This window comes from Mycolicibacter senuensis (genome assembly GCF_002101885.1).
GTDB lineage: Bacteria > Actinomycetota > Actinomycetes > Mycobacteriales > Mycobacteriaceae > Mycobacterium > Mycobacterium senuense.
On sequence record NZ_LQPS01000009.1, the window covers coordinates 39175 to 53346 of the forward strand.

At 70.3% G+C, this 14172-nt stretch carries 13 protein-coding genes and 1 pseudogene; 1 reads left to right on the plus strand and 13 read right to left on the minus strand.

Annotation, left to right across the window (positions count from 1 at the left end; genetic code table 11):
* Positions 1-7 precede the first annotated feature (7 nt).
* Complete coding sequence (locus AWC24_RS01280) at positions 8-829, minus strand: segregation/condensation protein A (protein ID WP_085081698.1); 822 nt, start codon at positions 827-829, stop codon at positions 8-10.
* Positions 826-1683 carry a ParA family protein gene (locus AWC24_RS01285; RefSeq protein WP_085081699.1) on the minus strand — a complete coding sequence of 286 codons (858 nt, stop codon included), beginning with the start codon at positions 1681-1683 and terminating at the stop codon, positions 826-828. The genes AWC24_RS01280 and AWC24_RS01285 overlap by 4 nt, the downstream gene beginning before the upstream one ends.
* 113 nt (positions 1684-1796) lie before the next feature.
* Here AWC24_RS01285 and AWC24_RS01290 point away from each other — a divergent pair, with 113 nt between their 5' ends.
* The gene (locus tag AWC24_RS01290) at positions 1797-2552 is read left to right on the plus strand and encodes an O-methyltransferase (protein WP_085081700.1); all 756 of its coding nucleotides are present in this window, start codon (positions 1797-1799) and stop codon (positions 2550-2552) included.
* Here AWC24_RS01290 and xerD read toward each other — a convergent pair.
* The 11 genes and pseudogenes from xerD to AWC24_RS22785 all read right to left on the minus strand — a co-directional run.
* The gene (xerD, locus tag AWC24_RS01295; protein WP_085081715.1) at positions 2549-3505 is read right to left on the minus strand and encodes a site-specific tyrosine recombinase XerD; all 957 of its coding nucleotides are present in this window, start codon (positions 3503-3505) and stop codon (positions 2549-2551) included. The two genes, AWC24_RS01290 and xerD, sit on opposite strands and share 4 nt — an antisense overlap.
* Positions 3502-4125, minus strand: a complete 624-nt coding sequence (locus AWC24_RS01300; RefSeq protein ID WP_085081701.1) for an NUDIX domain-containing protein — start codon at positions 4123-4125, stop codon at positions 3502-3504. The genes xerD and AWC24_RS01300 overlap by 4 nt, the downstream gene beginning before the upstream one ends.
* Positions 4118-5911, minus strand: a complete 1794-nt coding sequence (pyrG, locus tag AWC24_RS01305) for a CTP synthase (RefSeq protein ID WP_109560277.1) — start codon at positions 5909-5911, stop codon at positions 4118-4120. Before pyrG ends, AWC24_RS01300 begins: the two co-directional genes overlap by 8 nt.
* Before the next feature lie 131 nt (positions 5912-6042).
* A complete protein-coding gene (locus AWC24_RS01310) occupies positions 6043-6984 on the minus strand; it encodes a copper transporter (RefSeq protein ID WP_085081702.1) in 942 nt (313 codons plus the stop codon).
* A gap of 19 nt (positions 6985-7003) precedes the next feature.
* Positions 7004-8185, minus strand: coding sequence for a putative cytokinetic ring protein SteA (steA, locus tag AWC24_RS01315; protein WP_085081703.1), 1182 nt, complete (start codon positions 8183-8185; stop codon positions 7004-7006).
* Positions 8186-8270: 85 nt separating this feature from the next.
* On the minus strand, positions 8271-10094 hold the full coding sequence (recN, locus tag AWC24_RS01320; RefSeq protein WP_085081704.1) for a DNA repair protein RecN: 1824 nt from the start codon (positions 10092-10094) through the stop codon (positions 8271-8273).
* 15 nt (positions 10095-10109) lie between these two features.
* The gene (locus AWC24_RS01325) at positions 10110-11042 is read right to left on the minus strand and encodes an NAD kinase (protein WP_085081705.1); all 933 of its coding nucleotides are present in this window, start codon (positions 11040-11042) and stop codon (positions 10110-10112) included.
* Positions 11039-11848 carry a TlyA family RNA methyltransferase gene (locus tag AWC24_RS01330; RefSeq protein ID WP_085081706.1) on the minus strand — a complete coding sequence of 270 codons (810 nt, stop codon included), beginning with the start codon at positions 11846-11848 and terminating at the stop codon, positions 11039-11041. Before AWC24_RS01330 ends, AWC24_RS01325 begins: the two co-directional genes overlap by 4 nt.
* 8 nt (positions 11849-11856) lie before the next feature.
* Entirely contained in the window at positions 11857-12042 is a 186-nt protein-coding gene (locus tag AWC24_RS01335; protein ID WP_085081707.1) for a hypothetical protein, read from the minus strand.
* A gap of 28 nt (positions 12043-12070) precedes the next feature.
* The gene (locus AWC24_RS22780; RefSeq protein WP_272937703.1) at positions 12071-13120 is read right to left on the minus strand and encodes an HAD-IIA family hydrolase; all 1050 of its coding nucleotides are present in this window, start codon (positions 13118-13120) and stop codon (positions 12071-12073) included.
* Positions 13097-13990, minus strand: a pseudogene (locus AWC24_RS22785) (hypothetical protein); the annotation flags it as partial. The pseudogene AWC24_RS22785 and the gene AWC24_RS22780, both read right to left, overlap by 24 nt.
* Positions 13991-14172: the final 182 nt, after the last annotated feature.

Below are 14172 nucleotides of genomic sequence, written 5' to 3' on the forward strand. Positions count from 1 at the left end.
TCTCGCACTACTCGGCCGATTCTGCTTTCACCAGGTCTTCATTGCTGGGACGTTCACCGGTCCACGACACCTGGAGCACACCAAGTGGTTCTGACTGGTCGAATGCTACCGCCCGCGCCCGATACAGTTCGAGCAGCGCCAGGAAGCGGCCGACGATCTCGATCGGCGCCTGGCAGTCGGCCACCAACTCCGAGAACGACGCCCACTGACCGGTGCCGCGGGCCTCCAACCGTGTCAGCAACACACCGGCCTGCTCGGGCACCGACACCATCACCTGATGCAGGTGCTCGGTGCCGACGGTCGGAACGGGGCGCGGGGTGAACGCCGCCGCTGCGATCTGGGCGAACGAGTCGGCGTCGACGCCCAGCATCACCTCCGGCAGCAGGTTGGCGAAACCGTCCTCGAGCGAGACCGCACGCGGATAACTGCGCAGCGCAGCGGCCTCCAGTTCGGCGAACATCTGCGCCACATGCTTGAACGCCCGGTACTGCAGCAGCCGCGCGAACAGCAGGTCGCGGACTTCCAGCAGCGCCAGGTCCTCTTCGTCGTCGACCTGCCCGGCCGGCAGCAGCCGGGCCGCCTTGAGGTCGAGCAGCGTGGCGGCGATCACCAGAAACGCCGTGGTCTCCTCGAGTTCCAGTTGCGCGCCGACATCGCGGGTGTAGGCGATGAAATCATCGGTGACCTGGTGCAAGGCGACTTCGGTGACATCGAGGCGATGCGCGAAGATCAACTGCAGCAGCAGGTCGAACGGACCCTCGAAGTTGGTCAGTCGAACGCGAAAACCGCTGGCAGCCGTTTCGGTGTCGGTCTGGGCGTCGGTACTCACGCGCCGAATCGGTCGATGACTTCGCGGGCCAGTGCGCGATAGGCCTGCGCTCCCCCGGACTTCGGGGCCCAGGTGGTGATGGGCTCGCCGGCCACGGTGGTCTCCGGAAAACGGACCGTTCGGGTGATCACGGTGTCGAACACCAGGTCGCCGAAGCGCTCCACCACCCGCGCCATCACCTCCCGGGAGTTGACCGTGCGCGGATCGTAACGGGTCAGCAGGATGCCGCTGATCTCCAGCTTCGGGTTCAGCCGGTCGCGGACCTTCTCGACGGTGTCGGTCAGCAACGCCAGCCCGCGCAGCGAGAAGTACTCGCATTCGGTCGGGATCAGCACCCCGTCGGCGCAGGCCAGCCCGTTGACGGTGAGCAGCCCCAGCGACGGCTGGCAATCCACCAGCAGGTAGTCGTAGCGGTCCAGCACCGGGCGCAGCGCCCGCGCCAGCGAATGCTCTCTGCCCACCTCGTTGACGAGCTGGATCTCGGCCGCCGACAGGTCGATGTTGGAGGGCACCAGGTCCAGGTTCTCCACGCGGGTCGGTGTCAGCACGTCGTCGATTTCGACCCGCGGCTCCACCAGCAGGTTGTGGACGGTGTGCGCCAGTTCGTAGTGCGGCACCCCCAGGCCGGCCGACAGCGCGCCCTGCGGGTCCAAGTCCACCAGCAGCACTTTTCGGCCGTACTCGGCCAGCGCCGCGCCGAGGTTGATGGTCGAGGTGGTCTTGCCGACGCCGCCCTTCTGGTTGCACATCGCGATGACCTTGGCGGGGCCGTGCGTGGAGCGGGGCTGGGGCTCGGGGATGTCGCGCGGCGGCCGCCCGGTCAAGCCGACGGCGGAGCTGTCGTCGTCGCTCATGGCCGGATCGGCGTCGTCGTGGCGAACATCCGAAGAAGTCTAACGGGTGACCGACGCCCATACCTGCTACATGAACAGTCCGCGGGCGCGCCGAGCGCCATAAGATCGGATCCATGAGTCTGAAACGACGTATCCCCTTCCTGCGGTGGTCGTTCCTGCGGATGGCGACCGGTGCCCGCAACATCACCACCACCGGCCAGATCGGCGACGGCCGTGAAGCCGCCGCGGTCGATTACGTGCTGGCTCATGCCCGAGCCGGCGACATCGACGACGTGCTGGCCCGCATCGACGAGTTCGCCTACGAGAAGTCGCTGCTGATCAATATCGGTGACGAGAAGGGCGCGCTGCTCGACGCCGCGGTGCAGCGGGTCCAGCCGGCGCTGGCCCTGGAGTTGGGCACTTACTGCGGATACAGCGCCCTGCGTATCGCCCGCGCCGCTCCGGGTGCCCGGATCTATTCGATCGAGCTCGCCGAGGCCAACGCCGACAACGCCCGGCAGATCTGGGCGCACGCCGGGGTGGCCGAACGGATCACCTGCGTGGTGGGCACCATCGGTGACGGCGGGCGCACGCTGGACGCGCTGACCGCACGGCACGGCTTCACCGCCGGCACGCTGGATTTCCTGTTCATCGACCACGACAAGGACGCCTACCTGCCCGATCTGCATGCCATCCTGGACCGGGGCTGGCTGCATCCGGGGTCGGTGGTGGTCGCCGACAACGTCAAACTGCCGGGGGCGCCGCGGTACCGCGAATACATGCGGGCCCAGCAGGGATCGCGGTGGGACACCGTCGAGCACAAGACGCACGTGGAGTATCAGAGCCTGTTGCAGGACCTGGTGCTGGAGTCGACGTACCTGGGTGGTTAGCGGGCGCGCGGGTGGGCGCCGGCCCATACCTCGCGCAACGCCTTCACCGTGACCAGCGTGTAGATCTGGGTGGTGCTCACCGAGGCGTGGCCGAGCAGCTCCTGCACCACCCGCACGTCCGCGCCGCCGTCGAGCAGATGGGTCGCGAACGTATGCCGCAGCGTGTGGGGTGACACCTTCGCGGTGATCCCGGCGCGTTCGGCGGCGTCCTGCAGCACCTGCCAGGCACTCTGCCGCGACAGCCGCCCGCCGCGGGCGTTAAGGAACACCGCCGCGGTGCCGCGCCCGCGGCGTGCCAGGTCCGGGCGAGCCCGCACCAGATAGGCGTCCAGCGCCGCCACCGCGGGCCGGCCCACCGGCACCAGCCGCTGCTTGCCGCCCTTGCCGCGCAACAGCACTGACCGATCACTGACGTCGACGTCGTCGAGGTCCAGTCCCACGGCCTCGGAGATCCGCGAGCCGGTGGAGTACAGCATCTCCAGCAACGCCCGGTTGCGCAGTGTCAGCGGACCGTCCGAGGCGCTTTCGCCGCCCGCACCGATCAGCAGCGCCGACACCTCGTCGATAGTCAGGCTCTTGGGCAGTCGTCGTCCCGGCGTCGGCGGCTTGACGCCGCGCGCCACGTCCACCGGCGTCATGCCCTCGGCGGCGGCGAACCGGTGCAGGCCCCGCACCGCGATCAGGGCGCGCCCGGCCGAGACCGCCGACAGCGCCGGTATGCCGTTCTCCGGGTCGCCGCGCCGCAGCGCCACCAGGAAGTCGGTGACGTCGTTCTCGCCGACCCGTGCCAGGTCGTCGACGTCGCGGGCCAGCAGGTGCTCGCTGTAGCGGCGCAGATCCCGGCGGTAGGAGCTCAACGTGTTGGCGGCGACCCCTCGCTCGATCGTCAGATGATCCAGGTAGCCCTGCAGCTGCCCGTTCAGCGGATAGACCGGCTGCGCCGCCGCGGTCATGACCGGTTCTTCCTGGCGGCGAACGCGGTCGGCCGGTCGGCCCACTCGGCGTCCACCGGACGCAACGTCGTGAATCCCTGACGGTGCATATAGGCCGCCAGGATCCCTGCCACCGCAAGGGCATTGACGATCTCACCGCTGAACACCAGCTTGGCGGCCTCGTCGATCGGATACCAGCGCAACGTGAGGTCGGCCTCCTCGTCGTGCGCCTCCGGGCGCTCGACCTCCGAGAGACCGGTGGCCAGATACACCCGCACCGACTCGTCGCTGAACCCCGGCGTGGAGTCGAGGTCGACCAGCACCTGCCAGGTGGTCGCCGTCAAGCCGGCCTCTTCGACGAGTTCGCGGCCGGCGGTCACATGCGCCGCCTCACCGCCGAGGTCCAGCAGTCCGGCGGGCAGCTCCCACAGTCGCCGGCCGAACGCGTGGCGGTACTGGTAGATCAGCGGGATGTTGCCGTCCTCGTCCATGGCGACGACCCCGACGGCGCCATAGTGCTCCACCACGTCGCGGGTGGCGGTATTGCCGCCTGGCATGCGCACCTCATCGCGGCGCAACGCGAAGATCTTGCCGCTGTGCAGCAGCTGCGACGAGGTGGTCTCGAAGACGTGGTCAGCCACGGGTTACATGTTCCGGCAGGGCTTCTTGCAGGGAGCCGGTCAACGGCTTGGCGCTGCCGAGGCGCCCGTCTGCCCGGTGCTGGGCATCGGCGGGCTCGTGGTGCTGGTCGGGGATCTCCACCGGCAGCCGCTCGGCGGCCTTGTAGTCGATGGCCGCGCCGACGAACGCCGCGAACAGCGGATGCGCCCGGGTCGGCCTGCTCTTGAGCTCCGGGTGGGCCTGGGTGCCCACCAGGAACGGGTGCATCTCGCGCGGGTACTCGACGAACTCCACCAGCTTGCCGTCCGGGGAGGTGCCGGAGAACCGCAGCCCGCTCTGCGCGATCCGGTCCCGGTAGGCGTTGTTGACCTCGAACCGGTGCCGGTGCCGCTCGGAGACCTCGGTGGCCTGGTATGCCTCGGCCACAATCGAATCCGCTTCCAGCACCGCCGGATAGGCGCCCAGGCGCATGGTGCCGCCGAGGTCCGCCGTCCCGGCGACCGCCTCCTGCTGGTCGGCCATGGTGGCGATGACCGGGTCGGGGGTGTCCGGGTCGAACTCCGCCGAGCTGGCCTCGGTGATCCCGGCGGTGCGGGCGGCGTCGATCACGATGCACTGCAGGCCCAGGCACAGTCCGAGCACCGGCAACCCGTGAGTGCGGGCGTAGGCGATGGCGCCGATCTTGCCCTCGATGCCCCGGATCCCGAAGCCGCCGGGAATCAGCACGCCGTGCATCTCACTGAGTGCGGCGGCCGCCCCGGCGGGGGTGTCGCACTGGTCGGAGGTGATCCAGTTGATCTCGACCTTCGCGTAGTGGGTGAAGCCACCGGCCCGTAGCGCCTCGGTCACCGACAGGTAGGCGTCGGAGAGATCGATGTATTTGCCCACCAAGGCGATTCGCACCGTTTCGTGGGGTTCGTGGACGCGGCGCAGCAGTTCGTCCCACTCGGTCCAGTCGACGTCCTTGAACGGCAGGTTGAGCCGGCGCACCACGTAGGCGTCCAGTTCCTCGCGATGCAGCACCTTGGGGATGTCGTAGATCGACGCCGCGTCCGGGGTGGAGATCACCCCGTCGACGTCGACGTCGCACATCAGCGCGATCTTGTTCTTCAGCGGTTCGGGCACGTCGCGGTCGCAACGCAGGATCAGCGCGTCCGGGGTGATACCGATGCTGCGCAGCGCGGCCACCGAGTGCTGGGTGGGCTTGGTCTTGAGCTCGCCCGAGGGGGCCAGGTAGGGCACCAGCGACACGTGCAGGAAGAACACGTTGTCCCGGCCGACATCGTGGCGGACCTGGCGGGCGGCCTCCAGGAACGGTTGCGACTCGATGTCGCCGACGGTGCCGCCGATCTCGGTGATCACGACGTCGGGGCGCCGGCCGTTGGCGTCCGGATCGGACATCGCCAGGATGCGCCGCTTGATCTCGTCGGTGATGTGCGGGATCACCTGCACGGTGTCGCCGAGGTACTCGCCGCGGCGCTCCTTGGCGATCACCGTCGAATACACCTGGCCGGTAGTCACATTCGCCGAACCGGACAGGTCGCGGTCGAGGAACCGCTCATAGTGACCGACGTCGAGGTCGGTCTCGGCGCCGTCCTCGGTGACGAAGACCTCCCCGTGCTGGAACGGGTTCATCGTGCCGGGGTCGACGTTGAGATAGGGGTCGAGCTTCTGCATGGTGACCTGCAACCCGCGGGCGATCAGCAACTGACCGAGGCTGCTCGCGGTCAATCCCTTACCCAGTGAGGAGGCAACTCCACCGGTGACGAAGAGGTGCTTCGGCTCGGTTTGCGGGTGCTTTCGCAGTGGTGGCAACACCAACCTCCGTGACGACGGCGCAGGGATTGAGGGCCTGCCGACCCACGGAATCTCACCCTAACATCGACGGCGCAACCCGGCCCGGGACACGCCCGGCGATAGGGACCGTCACCGGTCCGCTATTGCGCGATGGTGACCGAGCCGGCGCCGTGCCCGATGCCGTATTGACCCGGATCGCCGCCCTCGATGAGGCTGCTCAGCGCCATGACCGTGGTGATCCGGCCCGACTCGACGTCGACGTCGTCGACCGTGCTGACCGTCGCGGCCACCGAGGAGTCGGCGCGGGCCATCGCGACCGCCGCGGTACCCGACGCACTGCCGTCCCGGCCGGCCAACACCGTCGCCGAGCCGTGCGGTGCCACTGCCGCAGCAAACCTGGCGACGCTCACCCCGGCGCTGCCGGCATCCTCGGGCAGGGCGCCGCCGGTGACCACCACGGCCGCGTTGGCCGGGCCGAATCGCTGCTCGCGGTAGGTGATGAAGCCGGTGTCGCGCAGCGCGGCCAGCACCGTGGCGCGCTGCGGGTCATCGGCGGGCACGACGGCCGGGTCCCGATTGATCAGCAGCGCGATGCCGAGCAGGTCCCCGGCCTGAGCGCCCTGGTCGATGAGGTGGCTGCTCAGCTGGGCACCGGCCGGGACGATCCCGGACTCCATCACGGCGCGCAGTTTCTCCTCGGCGTTGCCGTCGACGAACTGCGTCGTCAGCGCGACCGTTCCGGTGACGGCTCCGCCGGCTTGGCCGATGATCCGCGCCACCGCGTCGACGTCCTCGTCGACCGCGTCGGGTGTCCGGAAGATGACCGCGGACTTGCCGTGCAGCGCGTCACGCACGATGCGGGGCGCCATGGCAGCGTCGAATTCGTTTGCGTTGCTGAGCCGTTCACCGAGTGCGTTCTGCTGTTGGTGCAGCGTGTCGATCTGGGCGCGCAACTCCTGCTTGTCGGACTGCAGGCCGCCCATCAGCGGCCCCGACAGCAGCCCGGAGCCCAGCACGACACCGAACACCAGCGCCAGCAGCACGGCGGTCAGCGACATCGCGTGGTAACGAGGGGTGATCATCGCGGTACCCCCGATCCTGTTACGTCACCCAGTGCCGCAGCCACTGCGACAGGTCGTGCCAGTAGTTGCTGAGCCACTCGAGCACCAGGGCATCGGTCTGCGACACCCAGAGCGCGACGATGATCGCCAGCAGCATCGACAGCACCAGCAGCGCGATCGCACCGGCGGAGATCCGGCTGCGGTACAGCGTGGCGACCGCGCGAGCGGCCACCAGCTTCTCGCCGACCTTGAGGCGGGTCAGGAACATCGACGGATTCGTCAGCTGGCGGGTCCGGTCGAAGAACGTCTCGATGTTGGCGGTGTGCCCGGCCGTCACGAGCAGCGCCGCGCCGTGATGATCGGCCAGCAGCAAGGCCAGGTCCATCGCGGACCCGGCGGCCGGGAACGTCATCGCGCCGACACCGAGGTCCTGGATGCGCTCGAGCCCCGGCGCGTGGCCGTCTGCGTCGGCGGGCAGCACCACCTGCGATCCGCACCGCAGCACCTCGGCGCTCATCTGATCGGGGTCGCCGACGATCAGCTGCGGCCGGTAGCCGGCCTTGCGCAGCACGTCGGCGCCGGAGCCGATGCCGATCAGCACCGGCTGGTACTCCTTGATGAACGGCTTGAGGCATTTCAGGTCGTCGGCGGCGTCGGGTTCGTCACCGACCAGTACCACGTGCCGGCGCCGCAGATCGACATCGATCTCGGGGATCCCGATCCCGTCGATCAGCAGCGGGCTCTCGCTGCGGATGAACTCGATGGTGTTGCCGGCGAAGGACTCCAGGTGCGCCACCAGCCCGCTCTTGGCCTCCAGCATCAGGTCGGCGATCTCGACGTCGCTGCGCTCGACGCCTCGGGCCAGTCGCCGGTCACCGGAGTAGACGGCGCCGTTGTGCAACCGGATTTTGGCGCCGTCGCGGATCTTCTTGAACACGGTGGGCCCGGCTTCGTCGATCAGCGTGACGCCGTTGGCGACCAGTACCTCGGGCCCGAGGTTGGGGTAGCGGCCGGAGATGGATGCCGAGGCGTTGACGACGCCGGCGATCTCGGCCTCCACCAAGGCGTCGGCGGTGATCCGGTCCAGATCCAGGATGTCGAGCACCACGATGTCGCCGGGGCCGACCCGCCGCAGCAGTCGGTCGATGTCGTGATCAACCCGGGCCGTGCCGATGACACCGGGCCGGGAGGTGTTACGAGACAGCAGCGCAGACATCTTCATGGCGGCGATTCTGTCCTCGATACCACGGAAAACCCGGGAGGCGCGCCGTAACAATAGCCCCAGAAGTTCAATTACGTCACAGTTGTCACACGGTGGCTGGTCCGTCGCGGTCTGCGTCCCGATCGTCTCGGGCAGCGTCCAGCAACTCCCGCGCGTGCGCCCGGGCGGTGTCGGTCTCCCCCAGGCCGGCCAGCATCCTGGCCAGTTCGCCGACCCGGTCCTCATCGGTCAGCCGGCACACCCCGCTGGCGCCGTTACTGCCGGTGGGCTCCACCATCAGGTGCACGTCGGCGTAGGCGGCCACCTGAGGCAGGTGGGTCACCACGATGACCTGGTGGGTGCGGGCCAACCGCGCCAGCCGCCGCCCGATCTGCACCGCCGCGCGGCCGCCGACGCCGGCGTCAACCTCGTCGAAAACCATCGTGGTGCCCACCGAGTCGCGCGACGACGCGGACAGGGCCGAGGTGGCCAGCACCACCTCCAGTGCCAGCATCACCCGGGACAGCTCGCCTCCCGAGGCGCTCTTGGCCAGCGGCAGCACCGTCATGCCCCGATGGGCGGCCAGCCCGAACTCGACGTCGTCGATGCCGTCGGAGCCGGCGTGCACGAGCTGTCCCGAGGGCAGCCGCAGGGCGGCCGGGTCGTCGTCGGCGGCCGGGCTGTGGTGCACCCCGACGGTGAACTCGGCGTCGGCCATCGCCAGCCCGGACAGCTCGGCGCTGACCGCCTTGGCCAGCGAGCCGGCCGCTTTGCTGCGCGCGGCACTGAGATCGGTGGCGGTCTTGACCACCCGCTCGCCGAGTTCGTCGACGCGATCGGCCAGCGCCGCCAGGGTTTCTTCGGAGACGTCGAGTTGGGCCAGCCGGTCACGCGACCCGGCCGCCCATGCCAGCACTCCGTCGATGTCGGCGGCGTACTTGCGGGTCAGCGAACGCAGCTCGGCCTGCCGTGCCAGCTTGGCGTCCAGCGCGTCGGCGCCGGTGGGCAGCTCGTCGAGGTAACCGCCCAGTTCGCGGGCCACGTCGCCGACCACCGTGAGCGCCTCGCCGAGTTGGTCGCCCAGCGCCTGCAGGGCGGTGTCGTCGGTGGCGGTCAACGCCGTTCGCGCCTGCCCGAGCCGGTCGGTCGCCGAGGTCGGCCCGTCGGCCGCGGCGAGCGCGTCGGCTTCATCCCCGATACCGCCGGCCAGGGCCGCCCGGGCCCCGGCGGCCGCGGCGCGCAGTGCGTCGAGTTCGGAGAGCCGGCGGATCTCGACGGTCAGCGCGTCGTCCTCACCGGGGCGCGGGTCGACGTCGTCGATCTCGCGCAGCGCGAAGGCGAGCCGGTCGGCTTCCTGGGCCAGTTCCCGGGCCCGGTTGCGGCGGTCGATGAGGTCACGCCGCGCCGACAGCCAGGCTTCCCGCGCGCTGCGGTAGCGCTCCAGCCGGGCGCCGACCGCGGCGAACCGGTCCAGCGCGCCGCGCTGTTCGTCGGGGCGCATCAGCCGCAACTGGTCGTTCTGGCCGTGCAGGGTCAGCAGCCCGCCGGTGAACCCACTCAGCGACTTGGCGGGCACCCCGCGACCACCCAGGTAGGCGCGCGACGGCCCGTCGCGGCTGACCGAACGGGCCGCGATCACGCTGCCGTCCTCGTCACGCTCGGCGCCGGAGGATTCCAGGATCTCGTCGATCTGTGTGGCCGAGGCCGGTGCCAGATCGGCGGTGCAGAACCGGCCTTCCACCACCGCGCGGGCGGCCCCGGAGCGCACCCGGTTGGCGTCGGCGCGGGCACCGCCGAGCAGGTGCAGGCCGGTGACGACCATCGTCTTGCCGGTGCCGGTCTCCCCGGTGAGCACGGTCAGGCCGCGGTCGAATTCGGCGGTCGCCGCCTGGATCGCGCCCAGCGACTCGATGCGGATCTCAGTAAGCAACGGCCGGCACCGTCGTCACTGTCCCCGCCAGCCGGTCACCGGCAGCCGGAATTTGCGCACCAGCCGGTCGGTGAACGGGGAGCTGCCCAGCCGCGCCCACTTGACCGGCTTGCCGCCGCGCTGCACCTCGAGCCGCCCGCCGGCCGGCACCAGCATCTTGCGGCGGCCGTCGCAGAACACCAGCGCGTTGTGCCCGTCGCTTTCCACCTCGATCGCAATCGTCGAGTCGGGGCTGGTCACCATCGGCCGGGCGAACAGCGCGTGCGCGTTGTTGGGCACCACCAGGATGGCGTCCAGGTCGGGCCAGAGCACCGGCCCGCCCGCGGAGAACGCATAGGCGGTCGAGCCGGTCGGTGTCGACACCAGCACGCCGTCGCAGCCGAACGTCGACACCGGCCTGCCGTCCACCTCGACGACGACACCGAGGACGCCCAGCCGGGGCCCCTTTTCCATGCTGGCCTCGTTGAGCGCCCATCCGCTGCCGACGATCTCTCCGCCGGCGCGCACCACGACGTCGAGGGTCATCCGGTCCTCGACCCGGTAGTCGCGGGCGATGACGTGGTCGAGGACCCCGTCGATGTGGTCGGCCTCGGCCTCGGCCAGGAACCCGATCCGGCCGAGGTTGACCCCCAGCACCGGGATGTCGGCGGTGCGGGCCAGTTCGGCGGCCCGCAGGAAGCTGCCGTCGCCGCCGAGCACCAGCACCAGCTCGCAACCCTCGGCGGCCCGGTTGTCCGGGTCCACCACGTCGATCTCGACACCGAGGTCGCGCATGTCGTCGGGCGCCAGGTGCAGCGAGCCCTTGTCGACGGCCTCGGCGGTCAGCACCCGCAGGGTTATGCCGTGGTCGCCCAGCACCTTCTCGACCCGGCGGGCGGTGTCGGTGGCCTCTTCCCGCCCGGTGTGCACCACCAACAGAACGGTGCGTTCGCCGTTCCCGCTATTCACTGGGGTCCCTTCGCGACGGCATCCTGGACAGCTGCCTCCAGCGTGTCACCGCTCAGCGGTGCGGCGGCGGCGGCGCGCAGATGCAGAAAGTATTCGACGTTGCCCGACGGCCCGGGCAGCGGACTGGCGGTGACCCCCACGGTGCCCCAGCCGAGCCCGGCCGCGCAATGCGCCACCGACAGCACCGCGTCGGCGCGCAGGCGCGGCTCCGACACCACCCCGCCGGCGCCCACCTGCGCTCGTCCCACCTCGAACTGCGGCTTCACCATCGGAACCATATCGGCGTCGGGTGACGCGCAGCCAGCCAGCGCGGGCAACACGGTGGCCAGCGAGATGAACGACAGGTCGGCGACGATCAATTCGGCGGGCCCGCCGACGATCTCCGGCGTCAGCCCGCGGACGTTGGTGCGTTCGACCACGACGACGCGGGGATCGGTGCGCAGCGACCAGGCCAACTGGCCGTAGCCGACATCGACTGCGACCACCCGGGCCGCGCCCCGGTCCAGCAGCACTTCGGTGAACCCGCCGGTCGAGGCGCCCGCGTCCAGGCACCGCCGGTCGGCCACGGCGATCCGGAAGGTGTCCAGCGCCCCGATCAGCTTGTGCGCCCCGCGCGAGACCCAACTGCGTTCGCCGTCGTCGGCGACTGCCAGGGCTGCCGAGAGCGTCACGGCGGTCGCCGGTTTGACGGCGGGGATGCCGTCGATGGTGACCTTGCCGGCGCCGATCAATTCGGCGGCCTGCTGGCGGGATCGCGCCAGTCCGCGCCGGACCAGTTCGGCGTCAACACGCGCGCGCCGCGACATCGCTGCTCTCAGCCCTTCTCCACCGACTCCAGGGCGGCGACCAACACCTCGTGCGCCTCCTCGAGGCGCTGCGCCAAGGCTTGCAGATCACCGAGATCACCTTGAGCCGGTAGCTCGGCCAGCTCGGCTTCCCCGGGCAGCTCGGCCAGCAAGGCCGCGATGCGGTCCCGGACGTCATCAATCTCACTGTTCATGGGTGCCACCAACGCTAGCCGATTCCCCTCAGGGCCAGGTGCCGAGCAAGCACCAGTGTTGCAGGGCCTGCCCGGCGGTGTCATCGGCGGACTCGACGGTGAACGGGCGCCCGGCCAGGTCGGCCTCGGCGACCGCAGCGGCCACGGCCCGCACGATCGACAGGCCATCGGAGTCATCTTCCTCGGGCTGCGCCGCGGCCACCGTGAGCGTCGTACCGTCCACGCTGATCTGCCACTGCGGTTGCGGGCCGATCGCCAGCCCGTCGGCGTCGAGATGCACGGCCCGCAGGTCGTGGCCGATGTAGGTGGGCCGCTGCTCGGCGACCGCGCCGACCGCATCACGCGCCGAGTTGACGCCGGTGAGCACCATCAAGCTGGGCAGCGCGGCGGCGTTGGCGGCGGCGATGTCGGTGTCCAGCCGGTCGCCGACCACGAGCGGCGCGTAGAACGCGCCGCGGGTCAGCGCCTCGGTGAGCAGCGCCGGGCCGGGCTTGCCGGCCACCTGCGGTTCGGCGTCGGTCGCGGCCCGCAGCGCGGCCACCATCGAGCCGTTGCCGGGCAGCAGGCCGCGTTCCGACGGCAGTGTCTTGTCGACGTTGGTGGTCATCCACAGCGCGCCAGCCCGGATCGCCAGCGCCGCCTCGGCCAGATCCGCCCAGCCGGTCTCGGTGGACAACCCCTGAACCACCGCGGCCGGCTCATCGGAGGCCAGCCGCACCGGTTCCAGGCCGGCGGCGGCGATCTCAGCGGCCAGTGATTCGGTGCCCACCACCAGCACGCGGGACCCGGCGGGCAGCTGCTCGGCCAGCAGGTGCGCGGCGATCTGGGCGCTGGTGGCGACATCCTCGGCGGCGGCGGTGAAGCCCAGCTGGTTCAGGTGCGCTGCGACCTCGTCGGCGCCGCGCGAGGAATTGTTGGTGATGAACAGGGCGCGGCTCGGCAGTTCCGCGAGGGTTTCGACGGCGCCGACGGTGGGCTCGCCGCCCCGGAACACCGTGCCGTCGAGATCCAGTAGCAGACAGTCATATTCGGCGGCCAGGGCCCCGCTACCACCGAGCTCGGCGATCCGGTCCTCGATGTCGGTCACTCCGTCGGTGTCGGCAGCGGCTGCCCGCAGGAACCATTCCACCGCCTCGGACTCGCGCCCCAGCGCCACCAGCGTCTCGGCACGCGCATAGTGCAACCGCGCCACCGTCGACCCGGTGCGGTCGGGATCGACTGCCGGGGTGGAGAGCACCGTCAGCGCCTGCTCCAGCTGACCCAGGTCGGCGCGGGCGCCGGCGACGACGATCCGCAGTTCGTCGGCCTCATCGCCTTCCAGCTGGGCGGCCTCGTCGCCGGCGGCCAGTTCGATCGCCCGCTGCGGCCGGCCCATGCCGCGCTCACAGTCGGCGATCAGCGGCAACAGCGCGGACTTGCTGCCCATGCGCCGTGCCGCCCGCAACTCGGCCAGCGCCTGCGCCCAGTCGCCGCAGTGGTAGGCGGCGATGCCGACCGCTTCGCGGACCGCAGTGATCCGCGTCGAGCGGGACCGGGCGGCCCGGGCATGCCGAAGGGCCGCCTGCGGGTCGTCGTCGAGCAGCATGCCGGCGGCCACCAGATGACAGGCGACGCCGTCGGCGGTGGCCCGGTTCAGCGTGCTCAGTTCCCGGCGCACCTCCGGCGCCAGTTGCTTGGGCTCGATCCCGGCCGGAAGCGGCGGATCGTCGTAGCGCGCAACCGGTTCCGCAGCGGCGGCACGTGGCGGCCGTGCGCCTCCGTCGTGGTCACGCCGCGGCTGGCTGCGACGGTCCCGATCCGGTCCGGCGCCGCGGGGCGTGCGCCGCTGGTCACCGCTGGGTGTGCGCCGCTGGTCACCGGCTCCCCGTCGTTGCTGCGGACCGCGCTGGTCACGTCCGGCGCCTCCGCGCGACTGACCACGTCCGCCACTTGCTCTGTTGTCGACCACGGAAACCTTTCACCGTAAAACCTCGTGTAAGGATACGGCCCGCCGCTAGTAGTCCGGCTACTGCACCGATCCGAGCTCTGGTCACGCGCTTCGGCTCGGGCTGTTGGAAATGCCTGTGGCCCCCAATTGTTTTGGGGGCCACAGGGCTTTATGTTGTGTTCGGCGGTGTCCTACTTTTCCAC